Source organism: Collinsella sp. (assembly GCF_052346665.1).
In the GTDB taxonomy this organism is placed as follows: domain Bacteria; phylum Actinomycetota; class Coriobacteriia; order Coriobacteriales; family Coriobacteriaceae; genus Collinsella.
Genome location: NZ_DAWDUX010000002.1, coordinates 1 through 26,078 on the forward strand (window position 1 = coordinate 1; position 26,078 = coordinate 26,078).

Sequence of the window (26,078 nt, forward strand, 5' to 3'; positions counted from 1 at the left end):
CAAGATTTCTGCCGCACGCCCATTTCATGAAGTTTTGTCGAGTTGTGCTACCAAACACCGCGTGAAGAGTGTCCGAAGCTCAAGCCCGTGCCCCGACACGCGCCAGCACGTCCCGAAAGCGAGTCGCGGCAAAAAACGGGCCCCGTGAGAACGGGGCCCGTTGCAAAGCGTATTGTTCGCGAAGACCTAGAGGCTGTTCACGAGGTTCTGGACGCCGGACTTGCGGTTGGCGGCCTGATTCTTGTGGATAACGCCCTTGGCAACGGCCTTGTCGAGCTTACGGTAGGCGGTCGTGGCAGCAGCCTGGGCAGCAGCCTTGTCGCCAGCCTCGACGGCGGTCTTAACGTGCTTGATCACGGTCTTGAGCTCGGAGCGGATCGCCTTGTTACGGACGCGAGCGATCTCGTTGGTGCGGATGCGCTTCTTCTGGGACTTGATGTTTGCCATCGGGTTCGGTTCCTTTCGGGTACTTACAAGGTCTTACTATCCGGCCTCTGAGACACGGTTGTTGAGGTCATACGGGCGAGTATTTTACACGCGGTCCAGCCGCGGCGCAAGCCGCATTGCGTAATTGTGCAGGTTACTTGCGGAATTCACAAGTAAGATGCGAGCCCGTACGCTCATATGCGATCCGTGCGAGCCGCCGGGGCCACTTGCCATTTCCCAAGTCTGCACCTATCAACTGCCCATGACGAGGGCCGCACATGCAACGATAACTCGTCGGACCAGTTTGGCATCCCGAGCCCTGAAGTTAGCGACTGGTCATGGAGATGACCCACATACGTAACGCCAGCTCGCTGTCGCGCGAACCCTTGAGCGCAAGCTCGACCTCGATCGCCTGGGACAAGGCCTCGAGCAGCTCGTCCATGCGCCAGCGTCGCGCCCACGAAAGGTGGTTCTTAACCTGCCAACCCTGGACGCCCAACGTGGTGGCAAGCTGGCTCCCCTGCCCTCGGGTGTCGAGGGACTTCGCAATGATCAATTCGCGCAGACGTGTGACGAGCAAGGACCACAGCCTGACCTCGCTCTTTGCCGGCTGGAGTTTGAGCAACTCCAGCGAACGCACAAGGTCTCGCGCGGCAACGGCGTTTAAGAACTCCCAGGGCTTGACCTCGGCGGTCCGCATAACGTGTCGTTCAATATCGGCAAGCGTTATCTCGGACCCTGTGACCATGGACGCGAGCTTCTTGAGCTCGTTGTCAAGCATCCTGGTGTTCTCTCCCGAGCGCGCAACCAGCGCCTCGGCGGCGGGAAGGCCCATCGCCTTCCCATGAGCTGCTGCCATCTTGACCACCTGGGGTGGCATCTCCCATGTCTTTTTGGGCGCACAGTCGATAATCGCTTTATCGCCAAGCTTCTTGATCGCCTTATACAAACGCGTGTTCTTGGCAAGAGAGGTGGCCACCACCAGGCACACGGTCGTCGGGGACGGATTGGCAAAATACTCGACAAGGGGCTCGCTCATCGCCTTAGGGAGCTTGTCGCAGTTGGTCAGAATGACCAATCGGAACTCAGCCCCCATGGGAAAGGTATTGAGGGAGGCGACGATATCGTCGATCTGCGGGTCTTTGGTCATATCGCGCTCATCAAGGTTGAACTCGACCATGCCCGACTTCTCCAGGCGAGCACGCATACGCTCGACGGCACGCGAGCTCTTGAGTTCGTCGGATCCCACGATCAAATATCCTGGCAACAGCCCTTGCCCGGCCATACGCACCCCTTTCGAAACGACACGTCAGGCGCTGTATCCCTGACGGGCGAAGAATTTCATCAACTATACCCCGATGCGGACCTTGAAGAGTTCCTCGGATACCGAATACCGGCATTCCGGCCCTTCACCTTCCTCGTTCCCGTCATTGAATCCCCTGGGTCTTAACGACAGGACCCGTCTTTCCCGGACGAATGATCACATCGCCCACGTCCTTGGTACACAGAAAACGCGCACCGGCTCGTTCGAGCAGTGACACGCACACCGGATCGGGATGGTCGTAGGAATTCCCCTCGCCCGCACTCGCCACAGCGAGTTCGGGATCCAGCAGCTCAAGCGGCTTCTCGGCAACAGCGATCTCTGAACCATGATGACCCACTTTGAGCACGTCGATATCCCCCGCCTCATCCGCGTATTCCGCAAGCTCATCTTGTTCCGTATCACCCGTAAGAAGCATGTCCAGACTCGCCCCCTCACCATTGCCATACGATACGTCCAAGCAGAGGGAGTCGGCGTTTTCCTCACCAGAGACCAAACCCTGGGGCCATACAACCCTACAGGCGAACTCCCCCACACGGATTACATCGCCTGCTTGCACCTCGACAATCTCTTGAGAGACGCTTGAGAGCTCGGAAGGCGCATGCGCAGATGCGCCGCAGGCAACGACGATTTGGCCGACCGGCATGGCATCGAGCACATCGGGGAGACCGCCCCAGTGATCGCGATCCCAATGTGTCACGACCACCGCGTCCAGCGCGTACACGTTGTTTCGCGCGAGCGCCTCTACGACGGCATTGTCGACGCCCGCATCGACCAACATGGTCCTCGAGCCATCGCGAATGAGAATGGCATCGGCTTGTCCCACGTCAAGAATCGCGACCTGTGCCGGGGCGAACATCGACCATCGCAGGATATGCGCCACGAGCAGCAACGGCGGCAAACCGATGATGCACGAGACTCGACGCGCCGAGACATCGCGCCACCTCACATAGACCACAATCGCCGCACCATATGCAAGTACCGGCAACCACCAAGGAACGACGACCGTCATCGATGCATAGGGAACGGCGGCCAAGAGCCGCGCGAGAAAGATAGCGAGCTGCGCCAGGGCGTCGGGCAGCCACAAGACCGCATCGGCAACACGATCGATCAACGCCTCTGGCACGTCCGCAAGCACACCCACGCCATACACCACCTCCCCGACTGCCGTCGCCCCAAGCCCCGCCATCAGCAGCCCCGTCATTACCGGCCCCACAACGAGATTCGCCAATGGCGCGACGAGCGACACCTCACCGAACACCGGCAAGGTTACAGGGAGTGTCGCCCACTGTGCGACAAGAGAGAGGGAGAGCGGCTCGGCAATTGCGGTCGGCAGCCGAAGGCACGCGAGGGCATACGAGACATACCGGCCAAGCACCCCAATGAACAAGACGCTGAGCGCCGAAAGCTGGAACCCAAGATCGTACACAACTCCCGGATTGAGCCAGACGAGGGCCGTCACCGTGAGAGCGAGGGCAGAGGGGGCGTGCGATCGACGCCCACCGAGGATTGCTGCCGTAGCCAGACCGACCATCGAGACCGACCGGAGCGCAGAGGGCGCACCCCCGGTGAACATCACGTACAGCGCCATGACTACCAGAAGCGCCGCACTTTTTGCCGCGCGCCCGCAGCGTAAGCGCCGCAGCAGCATCTCAAGCATCGCGGATATGTAAGCCAGATGACTCCCAGACACGGCGACAAGGTGCGTGAGGCCACAGCGAGAGAACGCATCGTACGCGTCTTCCCGCGCGAGCTCCGTCACGCGCCCGCAAACCGCACCAGCCAGCAAGGCCCGGGATGGACCGCACGCTGAATCAAGGATGGAAAGCGCAACGGTGCGCGCCACAGCGACGGGCGAGCTAGACGCATTCTCTTCCACTTCCAAAACCTTGGCGACATCGAGAACTCCCACCTCGCCCCTCATGAACCTCCCGCGTGCCCAATCACCTTCTTCCAACCGCTCGATGTGCCCGACAACCCTAAGCGCCGCACCGGATTCGATGGTGCGTCCCGTGGTCGCTCTTAGCCGAACACCGGTAGGGATACCGGAGTCAACCAACTCGACAGTTGAGGATGCCCCGTATTCGCCGAGACTCGGGTCTCCTATGGTGATGAACTGCCAGGCGCTTACCGATGCAGACCCCGCCATGTGCAGGCGATGCTCCCAACCGGCGAGCTCCACGCCCGAGATCGCAGCAGCAACCGCGCACCCGACGCCGGCAAACACCAGCGAAAGACGCACGTAGCGACCGGGAAATGACCCCGCGTCATCTCCATGAGCGGTCCCCTCCCAACGAGCTATGAAACGCCATGCGAACAGTGCCAGCGCGCATCCAAGAACGACCAACGCCCCGATGGCGCCCCAAGGCGCAACCGTCACTTGTGCCCGCCGCGTCCAACCTATCTGCATGACGCATGCGGCGGATGCACATGACCCGATCGCCAAAAAGGCCGTGGGCGGAATATACGGACGTACGGGCTTCTCAACTACACCCCCGCGCATCGCCATCACACGCAGATGCCCGATTTAAGCTTTTCGAACTTCTTCTCCCCTATGCCGCTCACACGCATAAGGTCCTCGATGGTGGCAAAGGGTCCGTTCGCGTCGCGGTCTTCTATGATTGAACGCGCTGTCGAGGGCCCAACACCCGGCAGCTCGTCGAGTTCCGCCTCGCCTGCTGTATTGATGTTCACGAGGGAGCCACCCGCATCTCCGTCTCCCGTCGACGCGCCACCTCCCAATGAAGATCCGCCCGCAAGCACGCTCTCGGACAGCTCCTCACCAACACGCGGAATGTAGATCTGCTGTCCATCCGATACCCTAGCCGCGCGATTCACGCGCGACAAATCAGCTTCGCCAAGAGCTCCCCCCGCGGCGGCGATCGCGTCGCCCACACGCGCACCCGCTTCGAGTTCAAAGACGCCTGGTGCCGTCACCGCCCCGGCAACATCAACGATGATGGCGTCGAGCGAGTCCCCTGTTTCCCCATCGGCTCCCGCTCCATCGGCCTCCGTTTCATCTGTGCCCCCAAAATCGATGTCAGTGCCTTTATCCGAGTCGACATCGCGTCGTATCTCAACCCCATCAGCCGAGGCAAATCCATCTCTCGCGACTCCCCCGGCAAAGAGAATCCCAAGTCCGACCGCCCCCAGTACCAGTCCTGTCGCCAGTGCGAATGTGAAGCACGCGATCGGTCTCTGACGCAGGTACAGCGCGACGCGCGTTGCGAGGGCCACACGCTTCTTTTCAACCTGAGCCATGTCACCACCTCCCCCATCCATCGTTGCAGTGCCCGTACGATGAGTTCGGGAGTTTTTTAGAAAGTCTTCAATGCTCTGTTGAGGGCTCGGGCACGCGACTGACACGTCAGGCAAGGTTCCTGCCCGCAAAAGGCAAGGGCTTCGCGGTGAGATGGACATGGGACCAAGGGAGGGAGGGCCCGCGATCTCGGTAGGGATGGCTCCAAAAGCAGAACGGGGTCGAAACGACCATATCGTCTCAACCCCATTCGCATCAGCCTACCTACGGCAGCACGGCAATCATTCCGTTGCAAAGTCTTCGGACTCATCCGTCTTCAAGCGGACGAAGCGCGGCGCAAGCTCGTCGTGACGTTCACGCATGGCGCGCGGACGCTTGTAGACGGGAGCGGTAAAATCAACGTACTCAACGTGCTCAACCAGGTAATCGATCATCGTCTCGTGATCGAACATGTTCCACGCCTCGTGAACGGCGTCGAGCTTCGCATGCGTCTCGGGTCGACGGGGCATGAACAAGGTGCAGCAATCGGGCGCCGTCTGGCAGGAGATTTCGTACGTTCCGATCTGCTTGGCGCGCTCGATGATCTCCTGCTTATCGGATCCGATGAGCGGACGAAAAACCGGAATGTCCACAATCTCGTTTACGGCCATGATGTTCTCGAGCGTCTGGGAGGCAACCTGTCCCAGCGACTCGCCCGTGACAATCGCCTTTGCCCCCTCGATCTTCGCAATGCGCTCGGCCACCGCGTACATGACGCGGCGATACATGATAACGCGCAGGTCTGAGGGTGTTTTAAGCGAAATCTCGCGCTGGCAGTCGCCAAAAGGCACCACGTACATGCGACCGATCTGCACCGCAGGTGCAAGCTGCTCGATGATGTCCTGGCAGAGGTACTCGCTCGTATCGGCGGTCTGTGGACGACCTGAGAAGTGGATGGGCACCACAACAGCGCCGCGACGGGCGAGCTGCCATGTGGCGACTGGAGAATCGATACCTGAGGAGAGCAGCGTCACGACCTTGCCGGCACTACCCTGGGGCAGGCCGCCAACACCCCGCATGCTCTTGGCGTACACATAGACGCTGCCCTGAACGACCAGCACGTGGACAGTGGCATCGGGCTCGCGCATTTGGACCTTCTTCTCGGGATACGCGAGGCAAAGCGCCTCGCCCACCTGTCGGTTGAGGTCCATACTCGTGAGCCCGTAATCGGTGTTCGATCGGCGAGCGGCAACCTTGAACGTGTCAAACGGGCCGAACTCTGCAAGCGCGTCGATCGCCGCCCGACAGTACTCGGAGGGCTCACGGTTGGTATGAAACGCGAGAGAGCAACGTGCGACACCCGGAACCTGAGCGATCAGCGGCATGGCGCGCTCGGCCTCGCCCTTGGTGGAGAAGGTGATGAGGATATGCCCAGAAATGCGCGTCACGCACGAAACGGAAAAGGCGGCCAAAGCCGCCTTACACGAGTCCATGAGGATGCGCTCGAACCGAGCTCGGTTCTTGCCTTTGAGTCCTATCTCGTGATAGTGCACCAGGCAAACGCGGCTGGCCATCTACGCTTCCGACGGGTCGATGTGGCCAAGGGCGGCCTCATAGCGGGCGTGGTCATAGGAGATGGTGCCATCGACGATCTCCTCCATGGCCATGGAGATGGTGTCCTTGCCAGAGAGCAGTACGGTCAGGTCATCCGTATCCTGAACAGCGAGCACACGATTGTGCTGGCCGCGCAACATGTTGTTGATATCGCTTGCGCGCTGGGACGCAAGAGCGGAGAGAAGGAACCGGTTGTGGTCGGTCTTCTCCAGTAAGTCATCGATGGCGGGCTTCACAACAGACACTGGAATCAGTTCCTTTCGTGACGATGCAGTACGGCAATGAGCTCCTCAGTCGCGCGATCGAGGTCATCGTTCACCACGATTTCGTCGTAGCGATCACGCAGATGCATCTCGCTCTCGGCGGTATGCAGGCGAAGCTCGAGAGACTCAGACGTTTCCGATCCACGGCCGATCAAGCGCTCACGCAGAACCTCGAGCGACGGGGGCTCGATGAAGATGAGGACGGCATGGGGGAACCGCTCTTTGACGGCGAGCGCTCCCTGCACGTCGATCTCCAAGATGAGGGACTGACCGGTGGCCAGATTGCGTTCGACCTCGCTGGCAAGCGTGCCATACCGATGATCGTGCACCTGTGCCCACTCGATGAACTCGCCGGCCTCAATCCGCGCGGAGAACTCATCGTCGGTCAGGAAATAGTAATTCACGCCGTCCACCTCGCCGGCGCGCGGAGCTCTCGTGGTAGCGGAAACCGTCAGACCCAGATTAGGCATCTGTTCGCGAACGCGCGCGACCAGCGTACCCTTCCCTGCGCCTGACGGCCCGGAAATCACAAAGAGCTTTGGCTCGATGAGACCCACTTACTTGGTGAGCTGCTCGATGAGCTGCTCGCGCTGACGGACGCCGAGGCCCTGGACGCGACGGGTGGCGGAGATGCCCAGCTCGTCCATGATCTTGGCGGCCTTGGCCTTGCCGTAACCAGGAAGGGACTCGATGAGCGTGGAGACCTTCATGCGAGAGGCGATCGGGTCGTCGGAGTTAAGAACGGACTCGAGCGTGGTCTCGCCCTTCTTGATCTTCTCGCGAAGCTCGGCACGGGCGTGACGGGCGGCAGCGGCCTTCTCGAGAGCGGCCTTACGCTGCTCATCGGTGAGCTGAGGAAGCGCCATGTGTACCTCCAATAACGGGTTACTCATACGAATTAAGATTCCAATATGGGCATTTACGTGCGCATTTGAACCTTTAACGGCTCCTTAGGGTAGTCCATGCACTGGCGAAATGCAAGCAAAACGGAGAAAAGAACCGAGAAATGCCTGTTTAAAGGCTATGCGGACACCGTTTGGACAGGCACGGTGCCCGCTCCATCATTACTTCACGCCCCGTACCAGCTCTTCGACGATCGCCTCGTATGCGGCAACGGGGTCCTCTGACCCTGTGATGGGACGCCCCACCACGATATGGCTCGCACCACGCTCGATGGCCTGAGCGGGCGTTGCAACCCGGGACTGGTCGCCGAGCTCCGCACCAGCGGGACGGACCCCGGGCGTGACGATGAGCGCATCCGGCCCCAACAGCTCACGCATTGCCCGTGCCTCCATGGGAGAGCAGACGATACCGTCGATGCCGTTGGCCTGCGCGAGCGACGCAAGACGGGCGGCCTCATCGGCCACAGGGGAATCGACGCCGATCTGCGTCAGGGCATCTTGGTTCATACTCGTGAGCACGGTGATGGCAACGAGCTTGGGACGACTACCGCGAATCTCGGCAGCCTCCTCCGCCCCCTCGCGGCAGGCCGCGAGCATGGCACCGGAACCCAAACCATGCACGGACAACAGGTTCGCACCGGCGAGCGCGGCAGAACGAGCGGCTCCGCGCACCTGATGCGGGATGTCGTGGAACTTAAGATCCAGGAAAACCTTGAACCCACGTTCATTGAACTCGCGAACGATTTGCGGACCTTCGGCATAAAAGAGCGTCATGCCCACCTTGAGCCACTTGGCGTGCCCGGACAGGGCATCGGCAAGCTCGAGGGCGCGGGTACGGTCGCAGTCGATGGCGACGATAACGCGGTCGCGGGCGTCCGCCTCTAGCATTCAAAGGCTCCGATCAGCTCGTTGATATCACGAACGCCCTGGCTCTCCGCCCACTCCTCGAGCTCGCGCAGGATGCGCACAGAGGCGTCTGGCTCGACGAAGCTCGCCATGCCAACCGAGACGCAGCAAGCGCCGGCCAAGATGAACTCGGCGGCATCCTCACCGGTCATGACGCCACCGACGCCGCAGACCGGAATATCGACCGCATTGGCGGCCTCCCACACCATGCGCACCGCGATGGGATGGCACAGCGGACCGGACAAACCACCCGTGGGCTTGGAGAGCTTGGAGCGGCGCGTATGCACATCGATCGCCATACCGGGAATGGAGTTGATGACGGTGAGGCCATCAGCTCCCTCCGCCTCGAGCGCCCGGGAGATCTCGGGAATGCGAACGGGGGCCATCTTCACGAACAGGGGGCGATCGGTCACCTTACGGCACGCGCGCATGACCTCCGCGGCGCCATCGGGGGTCGAGCCGCAGGCGGCGCCGCCAGCTGCGATGTTGGGGCAGCTCACGTTGATCTCAAAGCCAGCCGCCCACGGGCACAGCTCATCGAACATCTCGAGGGCGCGGACGTACTCTTCCGTGGAGTGACCGGCAACCTGGCAGATCACCTGCGTCCCCTTGCCCGTGAGTTCGTCGAGCCATGGACCGTAATCGCGCGCGAAGGCCTCCACGCCGGGATTCTGAAGGCCCACGGAATTCATCATGCCGCCGCGGACCTCGGTCATGCGGGGTGCGGGATTGCCCGGCCAGGGCTCCGCCGCACAACCCTTGGTGGTGATGGCGCCGAGCTGACTCACGTCCATGAGCTCGGAGAACTGCCACCCCTGGCCGAACGTCCCCGACGCGGTGTTAATGGGGTTCTTCATCTTGACGCCGCCGAAATCGACGGCCATATTCACCTGGCTCACCAGACCACCACCTTGGATGCATCGAACACGGGACCGCACATGCAGGCGCCTTGCATGCCGGAGGTCGTCTCGACGTTGCACGTGCTGCAGGCGCCAAACCCGCAGCTCATCATGCGCTCGAGAGACGCCTCGCAATACACGCCGGCATCCGCTGCCGCCTGGGCGACCTTGCTCATCATGACACCGGGACCGCATGTGGCCACGTAGTCGTACCCGCCGGCGGCCAAGAGCTCGGCAGCGGGATCGGTGCAGAAGCCGCAGCTGCCGGCAGAACCGTCGTCGGTGGCAACGCGAACCGTGCCGCAACCCAGCGCCTCGAAGTCTTCAACGCCCACGAGCTTGTCGGCCGTCGCCGCGCCCACGCAGGCGTCAACGGCAACACCCGCCGCCGCGAGATCGCGCGCAAGGCACAGCACCGGCGGCACGCCGATGCCGCCGCCCACCACGAGCACCCGGCTGGCATCCTCGGGCACGCACCAGCCATGGCCCCCGGGGCCAAGAAGGTCGCTCTTAAAGCCGGGCTTCCACTCCGACATGCGCTGCGTTCCATTACCCACAACGGCATACCAGATTTCTACCGTACCTGCCTGCGGATCAGCCGCGACATAGCTCAGCGGAATGCGCAGCAGCTCGCTGGCATCGCCGGGCACGCGAACGTTGACGAACTGGCCGGGCTTGAGCGCGGATGCGAGACGCGGGGCCAAAATGACGAGCGAGAAGATGCCATCGGCGATCTTCTCGTTCGTGACGACCTCGAAATCGTGCATGCGCGCAGGTGAAGGATTCGGCATATATGCTCCCCTCCCCATGCGGTGCATGGTCAAGATGTACGCGCGGCCCCGCAATGACAAATCGAGGGGCCGCGCTATGCAGATACAGCTATCTTAGCAAACGACGCCGTTGGCGAGCGTGCGCTTTCCACCCACGAAAACATCCGTGGCGCGACCGGTGAGCTCAGCGCCCTTGAATCCGGAATTCTTGGCGTGGCTGACGAAATCGTCCTCAGACACGGTCCAAGCGACATCGGCATCGAAGACGGTGAGGTCGGCGACGCTGCCCTCGGCGATCGTGACCTGATCGAGCCCGAGGATCTTACGGGGCTCGATAGCCATGAGCTCGACCATGCGGGCGAAGGTGATCTTGCCCGTCTTGACCAGGTTGGTGATCACCAGGCTGAGCGCGGTCTCGAGGCCGGTCATGCCGAACGGAGCGAGCTCGAACTCGCGGGACTTCTCCCAATCGGAATGCGGGGCGTGGTCGGTCGCGATCGCATCCACGGTGCCGTCGATGACGCCCGCGATGAGGGCTTCGGCGTCGGCGGCGGTGCGCAGCGGCGGGTTGACCTTGAAGCACGTGTTGTAGGTTCCGTCGATGGCATCCTCAGTGAGGAACAGGTGATGCGGGGTAGCCTCGCAGGTAACGGGCAGACCCTTGGCCTTGGCGGCGCGCACCATATCCAGGCCCTTGGCGGTGGAGATGTGCTGGATGTGCAGCTTGGCACCGGTGAGCTCGGCGATCATGATGTCGCGCATGATCTGGAGCTCCTCGCCTTCCGCCGGCCAACCGAGCAGGCCGAGACGGGTGGAGACGGCGCCCTCGTTGATCTGACCATCGCCCACGAGGTCCTCGTCCTGGCAATGGCTCATGAAGACTTTGCCGAACATCTGGCCGTAATCCATGGCGCGGCGCAGCATGCCGGCGCCCTGGACGCCATGGCCGTCATCGGTGAAGGCCACGCAGCCGTGCTCGACCATATCGCCCATCTCGGAGATGATCTCGCCCTTGAGGCCCTTCGTCATGGCACCGGAGGGGTACACGCGGCAGTGGCCCTTGGCGGCGGCGACGGACTTGATGTACTCGACCACGACGCCGTTGTCGGTCACGGGCTTGGTGTTGGGCATGGAGCACACGCCGGTGAAGCCACCGTGCGCGGCAGCGGCGGTCTCGGACTCGATGTCGCCCTTGGCCTCAAAGCCGGGCTCGCGCAGATGCACGTGCATGTCCACCAGACCGGGGACGAGATACCTGCCGGTAAGATCGATGACTTCGGCAGCATCGCACGTGAGGTTCTCGCCGACAGCGGCGATCTTGTCGCCCTCGACGAGCACGTCTACACATCCGTCAAGCTCGACGGCAGGGTCGACGACGTGGGCATTCTTAAGAAGCAAGGCCATTATCGGCACCTCCAAGCAGCAGATACAGGGCAGCCATGCGCACGCAGATACCGGCGTACACCTGGTCGAGGATGACGGAGCGCTCCGGATGGTCGGGCATGTAGGAGTCGAACTCGACGCCACGGTTGATCGGGCCGGGGTGGCACACGATCGCATCGGGCCTCATGAGACCCTCGCGGGCCTTGGTGAGACCGTAGAGGCGGTGATACTCGCGCTCGCTCGGGAACGGGGCGCCCTCAAGACGCTCACGCTGGATGCGCAGCATGTAGACGACGTCCAGGTCGGGAAGGACATCGTCGAGGCTGTTCGACACATGGTCGGCGCCCAGGATGTCGGGACGGGGCGGCATGAGGGTGTTGGGGCCCACGGCCGTGACCTCGGCACCCATGATCTTGAGCGCGGGGATGAGGGAGCCGCACACGCGGGAGTGACCGATATCGCCCACGACGCCCACCTTGAGGCCGTCGAAGCTTCCCTTGCGCTCCCAGATGGAGTACAGGTCGAGCAGCGCCTGGGTGGGGTGGCCGTGCTTGCCGTCACCGGCGTCGATGACGACGGCAGGGCTCGCCTGGCTCACGATGTGAGGCGCACCGGCGTGCTTGTCGCGCACGACGATGCAGTCGATCTTATAGGCGTCGAGCGTCATGACGGTGTCGATGAGGCTCTCGCCCTTCACCGTGGAGGTGGAGGAGCCGCCAAAGTTCAGCGTGTCCGCGGAAAGACGCTTCTCGGCCAGCTCGAAGGAGCTGCGGGTGCGCGTAGAGGGCTCGTTGAACATGTTAACGATGGTCTTGCCCTTAAGCGTGGGGACCTTCTTGATGGCGCGCTCGTTGACCTCGGAGAACGCCCTGGCGGTCTGTAGGATGGTCATGAGCTCGGTATCGGAATACTCGGAGATGTCGATGAGGTGCTTGTGGTTGTTGAACACGGATTACTCGCCTCCCAGCGGCGCGGAGCCAACGTGGCCACCCGGCGCGACGTCGAAGATCTCGACGGCGGAACGGCCGTCGACCTCCTCAAGATACAGACGGACGTTCTCCTCGTGAGAGGACGGGACGTTCTTACCCACGAAGTCGGGGCAGATGGGCAGCTCGCGATGGCCGCGGTCAACGAGGACGGCGAGCTCGACGCGGCTGGGGCGACCCAGGTCCATGATGGCGTCGAGGGCGGCGCGGATGGTGCGGCCGGTGTAGAGAATATCGTCCACGAGCACGATGCGCTTGGCATCCAGGTTGAACGCGATGTCCGTGGCGTGGACCGCAGGAGCGAAGTTGGTGAGGTAGTCGTCGCGGTAGAAGCTGATGTCGAGGCTTCCCAGCGGGACGCGCACCCCCTCGATACGCTCGATCTCGTCCACGAGTTTCTTTGCGAGCAAATCGCCGCGGGTCACGATACCCACAAGCGCGAGGTCCTCAACGCCCTCGTTCTTCTCGACGATCTCGTGCGCAATGCGGGTGATGGCGCGGTTGATCGCGGTGTCATCCATGATGACGGCCTTAGGTGAAGACATGCTCTCGAACTCCTTCCTTACACTCTTGACCTGCGACAATTGCAGGTCAAAAAAATAATGCCCGACCGCTTGGCGTGCGAGCATCACAGGAAGGCATATATGCTGGGCGCGGGCGCCCCGCTTGATGGTCCTTGTGGTATCTCGTACGCACTTAAAGGTCTTTGTCCATTGTACACGGTATGGCGGATGTCGAACATGGTGAATAGAATTTCGCGCGGAGCGCATAAAAAGCGAAGATGGCGACCTGTTGATGCCCAGGGATATACCCCGCCTGCTCGAACAGTCCTGCTCGCACGAAGGCCACATTAAGTGGCCTTCGGCTTGTGCGGAACTCGCATTCGGGGTATATCCCTGGGCACCCACAGGTCGCCACGCGTCGCAACGGAGACTTGCCTCTACGATTCCGATACTGTCATCGCGAGGCTGCCGCATTCCTCCCACAGGGTTTGGAATGAGTTCGTATCGTACTCGACGAGGCCGACGAGCGGATCGGCGACGTAGGTAACCCCACCTTGAACACGGTAAAGCAATACGCAATGGAAGTTCCGATACAGGCGATAGCCACGTGCGCCCGTGGTGGAAAAGCGCGGTGACTCGAAATCCGTCGTGATCCACGTGAGCACGGGGTACCCACGTTCGACAACTGTTGCAACCTCATCGAAGGAGCACCCGGTGAGCTCAACGCCGTGGAGTGGCGCATCCACGGCAGCCGCATACGCATCTGCGCAGACTACCACGGCGGGCGGCATGGCGCTGCCGGAACTCCGCGCGTCGCCTGCAAAATGGTTGACGAAATCGCTCCACGTGGGGTCGGTCGGCATGTACGTGTCTATGAGCGCGGAAGGCTCAACCGAATACCCCATCGAACGCAGACACATAGCGAGCGAAAACGCCTCGCATCCCGACGGATACTCCGGGTTTTGGTACAGCGGCGCGACGATGGGCTCCTGCGAACGCCTGGGAAACTCCTCTAGACGTGAGGATGGCCCTCCAAACACGAAGCTACTTCCCCATGCACATGCAGCGGCCAAGCACATCGCTAAAAGCATCAACAGTGCACATCCTTTGCGTCCAGCGTGCTTGCGCCTTGGCCTACCAGCACGACACCCGCCATTGAGCAATTCAGACATCCGATGGCCTTCCTTTCCCCGTGTTTCCTCGAGCGCGGCTCATGCACGCGCATCGCGGTCATACGTCGACAAGGAACATAGGAGGCGCGAACGGCTTCGTCTGCCATCAGAGGATATGAATACGCCGTGTGCGCCTGATGACAGGCGCACACGGCGTGGAAACACTCGAGAAGGACATTGTTCAGTGCCTTAAAGCCCCGCATCCCTTCGCAGCAAAGCAACAAGCTGGGCGCGACGATGAACGCGTAGCAGTCGATAGGCGGCATCCCGGGCGGAGTTGACGGTGCCGATTGAATAGCACATCGCGCGGGCGATCTGTGGGCCCGACTCCCCCGCGACGATACGCAGCGCAACTTCAACCTGGACAGAGTTGAGGCCTCGACCTGCAAGGTAACTCTCCAGCCGAGAACGATCCGCATTGTGAGAAGCGAGGAGCGCCGCGGCATAGCGCTCATTACGGACATCGGTAAGAAGCCGAACACCCGCCCATACGGTCAGGAGCATCAACAAGGCCAGACAGGTGACAATCGCCACGAGCATCGCGGTTCTGACATCGCCCATGCCGCTCGCCGGTACGACATCTCCCATGGACGCGTATCCTCCGAAAACCACATCTCTAAACTGGGCATATGAGAGGTCGGCGTACACATTCGTCACCTTGCCACCGCCGAGGATGCCCGCCACCCCAAACAGCGCACAGAGCGGCAACCCACGAGCCGACATCCGCACCGTGTTGCGTAAAGACAATGCGAGCAGGTAGATTACAAGCACGGACGTGCCAAAGAGGGCGACGGACGCTTGCCCTGATTCCGCAGCAGACACAACCACCAGCGTGCCGCTGAGAAGCTGGCGCGTGGCCCCCACCCCTTGGGAGCGTAGCCCTCCAACGCACATAACGATGATGCATCCGAACAGTGGCATCATGAGCGGTGCGAAGCTGAGCGGCGAGGCCGAGCGCCACACCTCCTCCCAAGCAATGCCGATCATAAGGGAAAGCAGCGCCAAGTAGACAACATGGAGAACGTCAAGCGTCACGCCCGGAGACGTGGGGACGACGGGAACAAACGAGATTGCCGCCCCTCCGGCATCGTGATGACACATCCAAGAGATGGACGAGGAGATTGCACAGAGCACGATGGCCACGATGGCAGCGCAGCTCAAAAATCCCGGAATTGCCGACGCGAAGACGATCTCGCATAGGACTCCCCACGTGGCAGCTCGAGCCTGCGGGCCGAACGGCTCGAAGGCCTCGTCGCCTACCAAGCGTCCTCCCCGGGAAGAGGACAGCTTATGCGCAGAGCGCAGAGAAGCCGTGACGCCCCCATCCGTCCCCGTGTGGGAAAATGCCCATGCAGCCGCCGTGCATGCCATCACGATCCCTGCGCGAAGTACAACGTCGCCCGCGCCCCATGACTGGTCAAGAGCGGTTGGCAGGGCAACCGAAGCGATGGCAAAACCCACTGTTGCCGAGCAGAACGCACGCGATGCGCGCTGAACACCACGGAGACGACCCGAGCCGCGACGCTTAAAGGACTCTCGTTCATTCGGAGTAGGCGTGTCTGGTGATGACAGGGGCTCAACGACTGCCTGCCGGGCGACCAGCTCGCGTGCTTCTGTGAGCGAGGCGACCTCCATCTTGCGGTACGCACGTTGCTGATACGCACGAACGGTCGGAGCCTTGATGCCCAATCGCTCCGCGATGGCAGCGGAGGTCATCCCATCCAGCGCAAGGAGGAGGCACACTGTCTCGCGCTCCGTCAGATGGTACGTCTCAGCCAGTCGCTCATGCCGCCGCTCGTCTCCCTCGTCCAAGTCCAAAGACGATTCGTCGGCTCCGCCCTCCACAGCTTCTTGTCCCGTATGCCGCCAGACCACAAACACGCAGGCGATCACCGCCACAACCAGAACCATGCACAGGCCATAGGAGGCAAGCTCTCCAAATGGCCCCCTTAGAGGAATCGCACACGAAGCCGCATAGGAGGCGACTTCGCCCGATGCATATGAGCCCAGCAGGGCGCATGCGTAACGCCGTGATACTCCCGTGGGACTTCCAACACCAGGCCGCGCAATTCGAACCACCCACATGCCGACGCCTATCACGGATGCCACGAGCCCCAAGCTCGCCATCGGATTCCCCACAACCTGCGTTCCCCACAAAGCCCCACATGCAAAATGGGGAAAGCACCACATCATGGCGAGAGGCCGTAAACATCCGATGCAAAAGAACAACGCTGGCACCATGCGCATTCGACGCGCGTCAAAAACACGGGAGACGCCCGATGGTCCCGCATCGTCACGTCCCCCGCACCCCTTCGCAAGGAAAAACCCCTCCCAAGACCAGCATGCAGCGGCAATTGCAGACGCAATGAGGCAGATGAGGCGCTCATCAAGCACATAGGGCAGCTGGCCCATTAGGAAACCCGCGAACACCTGCACCAGAGTGTATGAGCACCCCGCCACAAACGTGGCCGCCCCGCCAAACACACGGCGAGGAACAGTGAGCCGATTGCACAGCCCCGGGTTCAACAGCAGGACCGCCGCAACGATCCAAACCCCCAGCGCCATCGCCGTGAAAACGGGGTCGCGGCTCATCGAGGCGCTCTCTCCCATCGCCGGATAACCTGCCCAGAGCAGTATGCCCCAGGCAACCCACAACACCGTTGGAATATGTACGTTCTGCCTTTGCATCATGCTCCGAATTGTAACCATCACTTCCGCGACAAACATGCACCGTCGAGGCTACTCACTTGCCTTCCTGTAGGTCAAGACGCCAAGAAACAGCCTTAGAGGAATAATGCAGATCCCCGGCGTCCCCTTCGGACTCAAAGGTGTCGCCAATGCGGGCGACAAACTCACCCTTGCCCGCACGCACCTCCTCGACTTCGCGCTTTGGCACCCAAAATGCCACCTGAACGTCTTGTGACGCACCGGGGTCCAACGAGAACGAGCTCGACGTCCACACACCATCGCCTTCGGCATGCTCATCGCGAACCTCGTGGTCGCAGCTAGACCACGCGAAGAAATAACCCTCCTGTGCATAGTCCCCAATGGAACTTGACTCATCGTACAAGCCGAGATAAGCAGCATAGAACTCATCGAGGTCTGCCGTCTGCGGCGTGGCATCAACGTTTTCGAACGTCATGTCAACCACAACCAGCTGGTACGGCTCACGGCCAAAGCCAATCGCCTCTGCCTTGTCCTGCCAATCGGCGGAGTTTGCATCGAAGTTGAGGGCATTTTGGGCTATGCCGGCACTGGCGTAATCCTCATATGCAGTTGCGCCGTTGCACGTCACCCGCATGGTACCCGTCCACCCAAACGTCACCTTGGCCTCGCTTGCAGCCCATTCCTCATTGTTGAGCGTGATGGCCTTGCCCACGGGGAACTCGATACGACGCGATGTGTACGCGCGATCAACGAGCACGTTCTGAGCAGGACGCCCAATCCATGGCCCGCTTTCCGGCGTGAGTTCCGGGTACTCACCGCTCTCCGCACGCTCCTTGGCCGACGTCGATAAAACCCCGCCTTCCTTTTGAGCGCGATCAGTAGCAGCCGTGGGGCTCTCCTGGCTGGGGATCGACGCCTTAAGCGTATCTGCCGCGGCAGGGAGCACACGGGCAACCACAGGCGCCCCAATGAGCATCGAGCCAACCGCAAGTGCGGCTATGGCGACCCCACCCACGGCCTCGGCGCGTGTAAGTTTTCCGAGCGGACGCGCCTCGTCTGACTCCCGCCGATTGCGATGCAACCCAAACATGTCTACCTCCATATGAGACGAACACACCCAAGCAACTACAGCTTGGCGAACGCTCATCTTCGAGCGCCGAGGAAATCATCACCCGTTGGTAGGACGGCTGTCTGTAATCAACGGATATGAATCAACCGATGACATGCCCTACCTTACGTTTGTCGCCAATAACGATAAAGGTTACGCGTCGCTGAAATCGCGCGCAATATCGACCTTTCGACAGATTCAGGCCCTTCTCCTTGTGAACAGCGCGGCAGAATGCACAAATGCGTAGCGCATGGCATCAAAACCCTACAGCTATTCATCGATGCGCAGGCACAGGCATCAGCAAGGCCATCCACGGTTCCTGACCATGGCCCATCCGCGGCTCAAAAACTTTTTTAAAATTGGGGCTTGCGTCACGCGGCACGTTCCGTATAATTAACTTCGTTGCTCAGGAGCACAGCACATGAGCAGCTTGACAATTCCTCGATAGCTCAATGGTAGAGCCCGCGGCTGTTAACCGCGTTGTTGTAGGTTCGAGTCCTACTCGAGGAGCCAGAATTTTCAGACCCGCAGTTTCGCGGGTCTTTTTGTATACAGATGAGCCATCGCAATCCCTTCCCTGCAAGTACGAAAGCCTGGGTTCTGACCCACCAGGCAAGCATGAAAAGCGCCCCTTGGAGCACAGGGCTCGCAAGGGGCGAAAAGAACACGCTCTCGTATTGACTTAGCAGTTCTCGAGGTAATCCTTGAGCTTGCTGGAGCGGCTGGGGTGACGAAGCTTGGCCAAGGTCTTGGACTCGATCTGGCGAATGCGCTCACGCGTAACGCCAAACTCGCGGCCAACCTCCTCAAGGGTGCGCGGATGGCCGTCGACCAGGCCAAAGCGCAGCTCGATAACCTTACGCTCGCGCTCAGCCAAGCCATCGAGCACCTGCGTGAGCTGCTCCTGCAGCATGGAGAAGCTCGCGGCATCGGCGGGAACGACCGCTTGGGCGTCCTCAATGAAGTCACCCAGCTGGGAGTCCTCCTCCTCACCAATGGGCGTCTCAAGCGACACGGGCTCCTGAGAGATCTTCTGGATCTCGCGCACGCGATCGGCGCTCATGTCCATCTCGGCGCCGATCTCCTCGGGGGTCGGGTCGCGACCGAGATCCTGAAGCAGCTGACGCTGCACGCGGACGAGCTTGTTAATGGTCTCGACCATATGGACCGGAATACGGATGGTGCGGGCCTGGTCGGCGATTGCGCGCGTGATGGCCTGGCGAATCCACCACGTGGCGTACGTGGAGAACTTGAAGCCCTTCTCATAGTCGAACTTCTCGACCGCGCGGATCAAACCGAGGTTGCCCTCCTGGATGAGGTCGAGGAAGAGCATGCCGCGACCCACGTAGCGCTTGGCGATGGACACGACCAGGCGGAGATTCGCGGAGATGAGCGCCTGCTTGGCGTCCAAACCCACCTGCTCAACACGCATGAGGCGGCGCATCTCGGCACGGGTGAGCTCGAGCTCGCCAGCCTCCTGCTTTTCGAGCTTGTCGGCAGCGTCCAGGCCGGCCTCGATCTTCATGGCCAGGTCGACCTCTTCGGCGGCCGTCAACAGGTCGACCTTGCCGATTTCCTTAAGGTACATGCGAACCGGGTCACCCGTCAGCATGACCGTTGAGGCGTCGATGCCGCGAGCGCGCGAACGGCTGCGCGTGGTGCGCACGGTACGAGCCTTCTTCTTCGATTTGGTCGAGGCCATCTCGGCATCCGCGCGCTTGGCCATCTTGAGGTCGTGGTCCTCGTCGCTCTCGTCCCCGTCGAGATCCTCGTCCCTCATAACGTCGTGGTCATCATCGTCCACAACCAGCTCGGACTCGTCGTCTTCGGTAGCAGAGACGATCTCGACGCCGCGATCGCGGAGGAATTGGTAGATAGAGCTCAGCTGTGCATCAGTTACATCGACATCCTTGAGGGCAACCTGAATCTCGTCCTCAGTGACGGAACCGGACTTCGAGCCGAGATTGAGCAGCTTTTCGATGGTCGCGTCCAGCGCGGATTCAGTGCTTTGAGTCTTTCTTGGCACAGATGCTCCCTTCTTAGCACATAGGATTCATTACTTTACCACGGTTCTATACCCAATTGTGCCAGAAGATTGCGCTTTTCTGACAATCTCGTTATTGCCGGAAGGGGTCGGCTATCCCCTCAACGGCCCGCTCGAGCTCTCGAATGCGCGCGGCATCCCGTGTTGCCTGGATGGCGAGCCCCCTGCGCTCATCGCTCGAAAGCGTGCTGTTGGACCGCAGGCGCGACTGCGCGGCCTTCATGCGACGACGTGCCGTGTACAGTTCGAGCGTGTCGAGCAGGAAGGCGATGTTTGTCTCTGTAGGATGCCTGCTCGTCGCAGAGATCATACCGGCCGAAACGAGCTGCGCCGCCTCGGGGCACACCGCGCGTGCGGCCGACATGACCTCAGCGGCTCCCGTGCCCTCGGGTGTTGCGAGAACAGACCAGGCTATCGTCTCGTTGCGGGAATCGACCCATTCAACCTCGGTGATGCGTTCCGCAAACGGCCTGAACGCGTCGGGGTAGGTGGTGAGCATGGTCAGCAGCTCACGCTCGCAGGCGAGCTGACGGCGCTCGAGGTCGGTGAGCATGGATAGCGCCGCGTCCTCGTTGCGCGCGGGTGGTTCCGCACCAACGACATCGGGAGCATCCGGAACGTAATCGTACGGTGCGTCTTCATAGAACGGCTCATCATATGGCGGATAGTCGACGGCGGAGGTGGCTCCAGGAGCGGCAGGCGCACTCCCGACGGACGCAATCGTCTCACTCCCGCGCGCGCGAGGCGCTCCCCCGCCCTCGGCACCGATACGTTCACGCTCCGCCTGAGCGCGCTCGCGTTGCTGCTCGCGACGGCGATTGGTCTCCTCGCGCTGCTGAACCTCGCGAAACACCTTGCCGGCGTTCGAGCGGATCATTTCAACGTCGAGTCCCAGGCGGTCGGCGATCTGCATGTAATAGCCGTCGATCATGTAACTCGCACGCAGCGGGTAGATGAGCTCGAGCGCAGAGCGCATGGCCTTGGCGCGACCACCCGGTGTGGAGATATCGCTCTCCTCCTCGAGCTTTCCAAAGACGAAGTCCATGAGCGGAATGGACTGATCGAGAAGCGCCCGCAGGGCCTCGCCGCCGTTTGCGCGTACGAAGTCATCGGGATCCTGACCGTCGGGCAGGATGACGCAGCGCAGGTCGATGTCGTCCTTCTCGATGAACTGGATCGCGCGGCGAGCCGCCTTTTGCCCGGCGGCGTCGCCGTCGAACATATAGATGATCTTCTTGGTGAAGCGCGTAAGCGTCTTGACGTGCGATTCGGTGAGCGCAGTCCCCAGCACGGCCACGATGTTCTCGATACCCGCTTTCCAGCAGCTCATCGCACTGATATAGCCTTCGACCACAATGACCTCGTTCGCGTTCACGATGTGATCTTTGGCCCAGTTGAACCCATAGAGGTTCTTGCCTTTGTGGAAGATGGGCGTCTCGGACGTGTTGAGATACTTGGCGTTCGTCTTCTCCTTATCGAGCGCGCGCCCGCCGAACGCGATGCACCGACCCTGCTCGTCGTAGATAGGAAAGATCACGCGGTCGAAGAAGCGGTCGACAAGCCCGCCGCTGCGACTGCGGAACGCCACATTGGCATCGATCATCTCCTGCGGCGCAAACCCCTTGGACCCCAAATAGCGCACGAGCGCGCCATGGCCGGGCGCAAACCCCAGGTGGTACATGCGACAGGTGGCGGCATCGAGGTCACGCCCCTTGCAGTATGCGCGACCGCGGTCGTCTTTACCCCGCATGAGCAGGGTATGGTAGAACTCGGCGGTCGCCTCGCAAACCTCGATAAGGCGATTGCGCTTGGTGCCGGAACGCTTGAAGGTGCGTTCCTCCTCGAGCTCGATGCCCGCGCGATCCGCTAGGTACCGAATGGACTCGGGAAAACTCAGGTTCTCACGCTTCATGACGTACGTGAACGCGTCGCCGCCCTCACCGCAGCCAAAGCAATGCCACACCTGCGTGGAGGGAATCACGTGGAAGGAAGGCGTCTTCTCGCCGTGGAACGGACAGCAACCCCAGAGGTCGGTGTTGCCGCGCGGCTTGAGCTCGACGGTCTCTTGGATGAGCGCGACGAGATCGGTCGCGTCACGTACCTTGTTCTTGTCGTCCTCAGAAATCATGCGATCCTCACCGGCGTCGTACCATAATCTGTCGCAATCTGTGCGATATCCCCCTCGACCGCCCGGATAAGCGCGTCAATGGACTCGAATGAACGCGAGGGACGCACCATGCGATCGAACGCGATGGAGACCTCCCGGCCGTACAGGTCACCGTGATAGCCAATAAGATTGGCCTCAAGGCGGGCGGACGCGGCGGAGTCGGCAAACATCGGGGGCACGCCGGCATTGATCGCGGCGGACCAGACCTCGCCTCCAACACGTGCGAATCCCGCGTAGACGCCATCGGCGGGCATCTGTATGTCCGCTTGGACCTCGATATTGGCAGTGGGAAATCCCATACCCGTGCCCTCTCCGCGCCCCGGCGCAACAACACCGTGTACGTAGAACCGTCGTCCGAGCTCACCAGCGGCGGCCACGACGTCACCCGCGGCGATCAGGCGCCGGATGCGCGTGGCCGTGATGGGTGCGTCGCCATCGATAAGCAGCTCGTGACCCGTAACCTCAACACCGCGATTCGCACCCCAGGCACGAATGACATCGACGGTCGAGGCGCCACGTGCACCAAGGCGAAAATCGACGCCAACGTGTATCGCGCGGATATCCACATACGGAGCGAGGACCTGCTCAAAAAAGGCCACGTGATCGAGGGCGGCGAGCTCGCGCGTGAACGGAACGACCACCACACCCGTGCCCGACGCCCTAAGGGTTTTGATGCGATCGGCGATACTCAGGAGCTTGAGTGCGGGACGTTTACCCACCACCTCATCCGGATCGGGATCGAACGTGACGGCGATGGCAGCAACCCCACGCTCAGCTGCATCACGACGCGCTCGGGAAAGCAGGCCGAGATGACCCCGGTGGACACCGTCGAACGCCCCGATGGCAACGACGCACGGCACGGGCGTCGTTGGCGCAGCATCGTCACCCACACGTATAACGGTTGTATGGCTACCGCTCACATCGGCATCAGAGACAAGGGGGGCAACGAGAAAGTCGCGCGCGAGCTCTGCACGCGAGGGCATGTGCGCCCCGGGCATGTGCGCACCCGTATGCGATGAAGCCGCATCCTGTACGCGCGTCATTGCGCAACACCTTCGATACCCTGGGGAAAGACCGTCTCCATGCGTAGGTTATCGCCCTCGGAGCTCGCGATGGCGCGAAGTTGGCCGCCGTATGTGAGCGCGCACGGCGTGTCGATGGGAACATCGGTCGGGCGCCCAAGAGAGCCTCCCGCAAAGTGGTTCGGTATCGCGCGACCATTCAGAACGGCGGCGAGCTCGGCATCGCTGAGCGTACGCACGGGCATGCCGAGCACGACAGCGGGATCGAGCGCGGCGGCGCGAGCACCTTCGCACGACAGGTCCTCGATGCGCAGGCACATGCCAGCCGTAACGGGACCCGAGGCGGTACGGCGCAAGTCGGAAATGTGGGCAGCATTGCCCGCAGCGCGACCGATGTCGCGCGCAAGGGAGCGGATGTACGTCCCCTTGCTCACATCGAACGAAGCCGTCCAAACAACATGGCCATCGACCTCGTCTATCGCCACGAGATCGGCAGCATACACCTCGATGGTGCGCGCCGGGAGATCGACATCCTCCCCAGCCCGGGCTCGTTTGTACGATCGCACACCGTCGATGGAAATCGCGGAGTACGCCGGCGGGACTTGCTCCTGCTCACCGAGAAAATCCTTGAGGATGCTCGAGGCGAAGAGCCGAGAACTAAGATCGTCCGTTGCGGGAGCGGTGCGCGTCACCTCTCCTTCCGCATCGTCGGTCGTAGTCTCGGCCCCAAACGTGATGCGCGCGAGGTATCGCTTGCGGTCAAGGGTGACTCGGCCCAACAACCGCGTCGCCTGGCCTACGCCCACGATCATGACGCCTGAGGCAAGCGGGTCAAGGGTTCCGGCATGACCCACGCGGCGCTCGCCCAGGGCGCGACGCACCTTGGACACAACGTCGTGAGAGGTGATACCCACCGGCTTATCGACAGCGAGCAGGAGATTGAGCTCGCTCGGCTTGCGCTTCGCCATGCGATCCTCACTTTCTGGCGAATATCTTCACGTGTACGCAAGGGGCATGCGCATCACGCGCCCACCCCCTTGGTCGTGCTTTGTGTGACGAGCCCTAAGCGAGAAGCTCCTCCAGCTTGGGGAGCACCGTCTCGGCAGCCTCGGCAACCGTTCCATGGAAGGTGAATCCCGCTGCCGCGGCGTGCCCCCCGCCGCCGAGCTCGACGGCGATTCCGGAGATGTCGAGCTTGCCCTTCGAGCGAAGGTTGCCGCGCACCACACCCGGCTCGCTCTCGCGCAAAAACAGGCAGAGCTCAGATCCATCAACCTGGCGCACGATATCGACCAGGCCGTCGCATTCCGCCGGCTTGACACCGCATTCGACAAGATCGCTGGCAAACGCGTAGCTGTAGGCAACGCGACCGCGCGCGTGCGTCTCGATACGGCTCATCACGATCGACTCGAGATGCAGATACTCAATGCGCTGGCTCTGGTACACCTCGAGGGCGATCCGTGCCGGCTGGGCACCGGCGTCGACCAGACGAGAGGCGCAAGCAAACGCCGAGGGGTTGGCGTTTTGATACTGAAAGCGCCCGGTGTCGGTCATCAAGCCCGTCAAGAGACACGACGCGATGTCAGGCGTGCAGGGCCACCCCGCAGCATCGAGGAGCTCGTACACAAGGACTGCGGTCGCGGCAGCCGACGTCACGCGCACCGTGACGTCACCGAACTCTTCACGCGAGGGATGATGGTCGATCACCACGCGACCGCGAGCCCGCTTAGCCACCGCAGCGGAGTCCTCAAGACGCTCGAGCGTAGGAACGTCGACCGAGATGAACAGGTCGTACGCCTCCGCATGCCGAACGGCGGGCTCCAGCTCACCGGCAAGGGGCAGAAAGCGGTATATGCGCGGGATGGAGCCATCGTCGGCAAGCAGAAAGTCGACGCGCTTGTCGGGAAACTGCGCCCTGATCGAAGCGCCGAGCCCGAGAACCGAGCCGAGGGCGTCACCATCGGGATTCGTGTGCCCCGAGATCGCGATGGTGCGGGCGCCCTCGACGAAATCTATGACACCCGCCCACATATCGGGCGTCGTGCTTCGACCGGAACAAGGCGACGTGCTATTGCTCATCACTCATATCTTTCTCAACATCGGCATCCTCGATGGGATAGCCGAACTCGTCCTTCTCGACGGCGAGGGTCGCAGGGACGTTCTCGAGGGCACGGCTAATCGCCTCCGCCTCGTCGGTGGAACGGTCGATCTTAAATTGGAGCTCGGGAGTCACACGCCAGTCGAGCGAACGCGCAAGAAGGCCGCGAATTCTGCCCTTGGCCGCGTTAAGGACGTCCAGCACCTCCTCATAGCGATCGCCTTCACAGCTCACGAACACGCGTGCGAATGAACGGTCCTGGGAGACCTCGACACCCGTGAGCGTCACGAGCTCGAGACGAGGATCGGAGATCTCGAACAAAAGGATATATCCGAGCTTCTCGCGCAGCTGCTCACCCAAGCGGCGGGTCATAGGCGTCTGCTTCATACAACACCAGCTCCCCAAAAGGTCTGTGTAGGCTACGAAAGGACAACGCACGCACGCGCACGTTGCCCTCTCATATACCCACGAAGGTTCTTCTCGTTACACACCCTACTCGCTCGTCCTGACAAACCAGATCGTACAAGCAAAGTGCCTCAAGGCTTTTCCAGGTGCCCCAGATTCGGGCGAGCGCAAGAGCGTCCAATCA

At 61.5% G+C, this 26,078-nt stretch carries 23 protein-coding genes and 1 tRNA gene; 1 reads left to right on the forward strand and 23 read right to left on the reverse strand.

The features are described 5' to 3' along the window. Positions 1-186 precede the first annotated feature (186 nt). The 17 genes from rpsT to ACT8II_RS00680 form a co-directional block, all read right to left on the reverse strand. Positions 187-447: a 30S ribosomal protein S20 gene (gene rpsT / locus ACT8II_RS00600; RefSeq protein ID WP_118653683.1), complete on the reverse strand. Its 261-nt coding sequence runs from the start codon at positions 445-447 to the stop codon at positions 187-189. A gap of 304 nt (positions 448-751) precedes the next feature. Next, entirely contained in the window at positions 752-1,711 is a 960-nt protein-coding gene (gene holA, locus ACT8II_RS00605) for a DNA polymerase III subunit delta (RefSeq protein ID WP_443812780.1), read from the reverse strand. A gap of 142 nt (positions 1,712-1,853) precedes the next feature. Next, positions 1,854-4,127, reverse strand: coding sequence for a DNA internalization-related competence protein ComEC/Rec2 (locus tag ACT8II_RS00610; protein WP_443812781.1), 2,274 nt, complete (start codon positions 4,125-4,127; stop codon positions 1,854-1,856). Positions 4,128-4,255: 128 nt separating this feature from the next. Beyond that, complete coding sequence (locus tag ACT8II_RS00615) at positions 4,256-5,008, reverse strand: ComEA family DNA-binding protein (protein WP_443812782.1); 753 nt, start codon at positions 5,006-5,008, stop codon at positions 4,256-4,258. A 279-nt stretch (positions 5,009-5,287) separates the two neighbouring features. After that, positions 5,288-6,559 carry a tRNA uracil 4-sulfurtransferase ThiI gene (gene thiI / locus ACT8II_RS00620; protein WP_443812783.1) on the reverse strand — a complete coding sequence of 424 codons (1,272 nt, stop codon included), beginning with the start codon at positions 6,557-6,559 and terminating at the stop codon, positions 5,288-5,290. Continuing rightward, on the reverse strand, positions 6,560-6,844 hold the full coding sequence (locus ACT8II_RS00625) for a DNA-directed RNA polymerase subunit omega (RefSeq protein WP_118653688.1): 285 nt from the start codon (positions 6,842-6,844) through the stop codon (positions 6,560-6,562). A gap of 5 nt (positions 6,845-6,849) precedes the next feature. Continuing rightward, on the reverse strand, positions 6,850-7,419 hold the full coding sequence (gmk, locus tag ACT8II_RS00630) for a guanylate kinase (protein WP_118653689.1): 570 nt from the start codon (positions 7,417-7,419) through the stop codon (positions 6,850-6,852). Then, positions 7,420-7,728: an integration host factor, actinobacterial type gene (gene mihF, locus ACT8II_RS00635; protein ID WP_118653690.1), complete on the reverse strand. Its 309-nt coding sequence runs from the start codon at positions 7,726-7,728 to the stop codon at positions 7,420-7,422. It lies immediately after the preceding gene. Positions 7,729-7,926: 198 nt separating this feature from the next. Then, the gene (gene pyrF / locus ACT8II_RS00640) at positions 7,927-8,652 is read right to left on the reverse strand and encodes an orotidine-5'-phosphate decarboxylase (protein ID WP_118653691.1); all 726 of its coding nucleotides are present in this window, start codon (positions 8,650-8,652) and stop codon (positions 7,927-7,929) included. Further along, entirely contained in the window at positions 8,646-9,554 is a 909-nt protein-coding gene (locus ACT8II_RS00645) for a dihydroorotate dehydrogenase (protein WP_199588902.1), read from the reverse strand. The genes pyrF and ACT8II_RS00645 overlap by 7 nt, the downstream gene beginning before the upstream one ends. A gap of 11 nt (positions 9,555-9,565) precedes the next feature. After that, positions 9,566-10,336 carry a dihydroorotate dehydrogenase electron transfer subunit gene (locus ACT8II_RS00650; protein WP_118653750.1) on the reverse strand — a complete coding sequence of 257 codons (771 nt, stop codon included), beginning with the start codon at positions 10,334-10,336 and terminating at the stop codon, positions 9,566-9,568. Positions 10,337-10,453: 117 nt separating this feature from the next. After that, positions 10,454-11,743, reverse strand: coding sequence for a dihydroorotase (locus tag ACT8II_RS00655; RefSeq protein WP_317440570.1), 1,290 nt, complete (start codon positions 11,741-11,743; stop codon positions 10,454-10,456). After that, complete coding sequence (locus tag ACT8II_RS00660) at positions 11,727-12,671, reverse strand: aspartate carbamoyltransferase catalytic subunit (protein WP_412108138.1); 945 nt, start codon at positions 12,669-12,671, stop codon at positions 11,727-11,729. Before ACT8II_RS00660 ends, ACT8II_RS00655 begins: the two co-directional genes overlap by 17 nt. Before the next feature lie 3 nt (positions 12,672-12,674). Beyond that, on the reverse strand, positions 12,675-13,253 hold the full coding sequence (pyrR, locus tag ACT8II_RS00665; RefSeq protein ID WP_118653695.1) for a bifunctional pyr operon transcriptional regulator/uracil phosphoribosyltransferase PyrR: 579 nt from the start codon (positions 13,251-13,253) through the stop codon (positions 12,675-12,677). A 395-nt stretch (positions 13,254-13,648) separates the two neighbouring features. Then, the gene (locus tag ACT8II_RS00670; RefSeq protein WP_118653696.1) at positions 13,649-14,383 is read right to left on the reverse strand and encodes a C39 family peptidase; all 735 of its coding nucleotides are present in this window, start codon (positions 14,381-14,383) and stop codon (positions 13,649-13,651) included. Positions 14,384-14,572: 189 nt separating this feature from the next. Next, on the reverse strand, positions 14,573-16,294 hold the full coding sequence (locus tag ACT8II_RS00675; RefSeq protein WP_443812784.1) for a LuxR C-terminal-related transcriptional regulator: 1,722 nt from the start codon (positions 16,292-16,294) through the stop codon (positions 14,573-14,575). Positions 16,295-17,126: 832 nt separating this feature from the next. Further along, positions 17,127-18,140 carry a hypothetical protein gene (locus tag ACT8II_RS00680; RefSeq protein ID WP_443812785.1) on the reverse strand — a complete coding sequence of 338 codons (1,014 nt, stop codon included), beginning with the start codon at positions 18,138-18,140 and terminating at the stop codon, positions 17,127-17,129. Positions 18,141-18,596: 456 nt separating this feature from the next. On the opposite strand from ACT8II_RS00680, the gene ACT8II_RS00685 reads away from it, so the two are divergent. Further along, positions 18,597-18,671, forward strand: a tRNA-Asn gene (locus tag ACT8II_RS00685). 169 nt (positions 18,672-18,840) lie between these two features. On the opposite strand, the gene rpoD is transcribed toward ACT8II_RS00685, so the two are convergent. The 6 genes from rpoD to rbfA all read right to left on the reverse strand — a co-directional run bounded on the left by rpoD (position 18,841) and on the right by rbfA (position 25,876). Further along, positions 18,841-20,184 carry an RNA polymerase sigma factor RpoD gene (gene rpoD / locus ACT8II_RS00690; protein ID WP_118653698.1) on the reverse strand — a complete coding sequence of 448 codons (1,344 nt, stop codon included), beginning with the start codon at positions 20,182-20,184 and terminating at the stop codon, positions 18,841-18,843. Positions 20,185-20,275: 91 nt separating this feature from the next. Further along, on the reverse strand, positions 20,276-22,330 hold the full coding sequence (dnaG, locus tag ACT8II_RS00695) for a DNA primase (RefSeq protein WP_443812786.1): 2,055 nt from the start codon (positions 22,328-22,330) through the stop codon (positions 20,276-20,278). Beyond that, positions 22,327-23,412, reverse strand: coding sequence for a riboflavin kinase (locus ACT8II_RS00700; RefSeq protein ID WP_412108135.1), 1,086 nt, complete (start codon positions 23,410-23,412; stop codon positions 22,327-22,329). Before ACT8II_RS00700 ends, dnaG begins: the two co-directional genes overlap by 4 nt. Continuing rightward, on the reverse strand, positions 23,409-24,359 hold the full coding sequence (gene truB / locus ACT8II_RS00705) for a tRNA pseudouridine(55) synthase TruB (RefSeq protein WP_443812787.1): 951 nt from the start codon (positions 24,357-24,359) through the stop codon (positions 23,409-23,411). The genes ACT8II_RS00700 and truB overlap by 4 nt, the downstream gene beginning before the upstream one ends. A 94-nt stretch (positions 24,360-24,453) precedes the next feature. Then, positions 24,454-25,422, reverse strand: coding sequence for a DHH family phosphoesterase (locus tag ACT8II_RS00710; protein WP_443812804.1), 969 nt, complete (start codon positions 25,420-25,422; stop codon positions 24,454-24,456). 37 nt (positions 25,423-25,459) lie between these two features. Next, positions 25,460-25,876: a 30S ribosome-binding factor RbfA gene (gene rbfA, locus ACT8II_RS00715; protein ID WP_443812788.1), complete on the reverse strand. Its 417-nt coding sequence runs from the start codon at positions 25,874-25,876 to the stop codon at positions 25,460-25,462. Positions 25,877-26,078: the final 202 nt, after the last annotated feature.

Bases quoted from the DNA above. Each gene is read 5' to 3' on its own strand.
- rpsT (WP_118653683.1), bottom strand. From the start codon at position 447: ATGGCAAACATCAAGTCCCAGAAGAAGCGCATCCGCACCAACGAGATC.
- holA (WP_443812780.1), bottom strand. From the start codon at position 1,711: ATGGCCGGGCAAGGGCTGTTGCCAGGATATTTGATCGTGGGATCCGAC.
- ACT8II_RS00615 (WP_443812782.1), bottom strand. From the start codon at position 5,008: ATGGCTCAGGTTGAAAAGAAGCGTGTGGCCCTCGCAACGCGCGTCGCG.
- thiI (WP_443812783.1), bottom strand. From the start codon at position 6,559: ATGGCCAGCCGCGTTTGCCTGGTGCACTATCACGAGATAGGACTCAAA.
- mihF (WP_118653690.1), bottom strand. From the start codon at position 7,728: ATGGCGCTTCCTCAGCTCACCGATGAGCAGCGTAAGGCCGCTCTCGAG.
- pyrF (WP_118653691.1), bottom strand. From the start codon at position 8,652: ATGCTAGAGGCGGACGCCCGCGACCGCGTTATCGTCGCCATCGACTGC.
- ACT8II_RS00645 (WP_199588902.1), bottom strand. From the start codon at position 9,554: ATGGCCGTCGATTTCGGCGGCGTCAAGATGAAGAACCCCATTAACACC.
- ACT8II_RS00650 (WP_118653750.1), bottom strand. From the start codon at position 10,336: ATGCACGATTTCGAGGTCGTCACGAACGAGAAGATCGCCGATGGCATC.
- ACT8II_RS00655 (WP_317440570.1), bottom strand. From the start codon at position 11,743: ATGGCCTTGCTTCTTAAGAATGCCCACGTCGTCGACCCTGCCGTCGAG.
- pyrR (WP_118653695.1), bottom strand. From the start codon at position 13,253: ATGTCTTCACCTAAGGCCGTCATCATGGATGACACCGCGATCAACCGC.
- ACT8II_RS00670 (WP_118653696.1), bottom strand. From the start codon at position 14,383: ATGTCTGAATTGCTCAATGGCGGGTGTCGTGCTGGTAGGCCAAGGCGC.
- ACT8II_RS00675 (WP_443812784.1), bottom strand. From the start codon at position 16,294: ATGGTTCTGGTTGTGGCGGTGATCGCCTGCGTGTTTGTGGTCTGGCGG.
- ACT8II_RS00680 (WP_443812785.1), bottom strand. From the start codon at position 18,140: ATGTTTGGGTTGCATCGCAATCGGCGGGAGTCAGACGAGGCGCGTCCG.
- dnaG (WP_443812786.1), bottom strand. From the start codon at position 22,330: ATGATTTCTGAGGACGACAAGAACAAGGTACGTGACGCGACCGATCTC.
- ACT8II_RS00700 (WP_412108135.1), bottom strand. From the start codon at position 23,412: ATGACGCGCGTACAGGATGCGGCTTCATCGCATACGGGTGCGCACATG.
- truB (WP_443812787.1), bottom strand. From the start codon at position 24,359: ATGGCGAAGCGCAAGCCGAGCGAGCTCAATCTCCTGCTCGCTGTCGAT.
- ACT8II_RS00710 (WP_443812804.1), bottom strand. From the start codon at position 25,422: ATGTGGGCGGGTGTCATAGATTTCGTCGAGGGCGCCCGCACCATCGCG.
- rbfA (WP_443812788.1), bottom strand. From the start codon at position 25,876: ATGAAGCAGACGCCTATGACCCGCCGCTTGGGTGAGCAGCTGCGCGAG.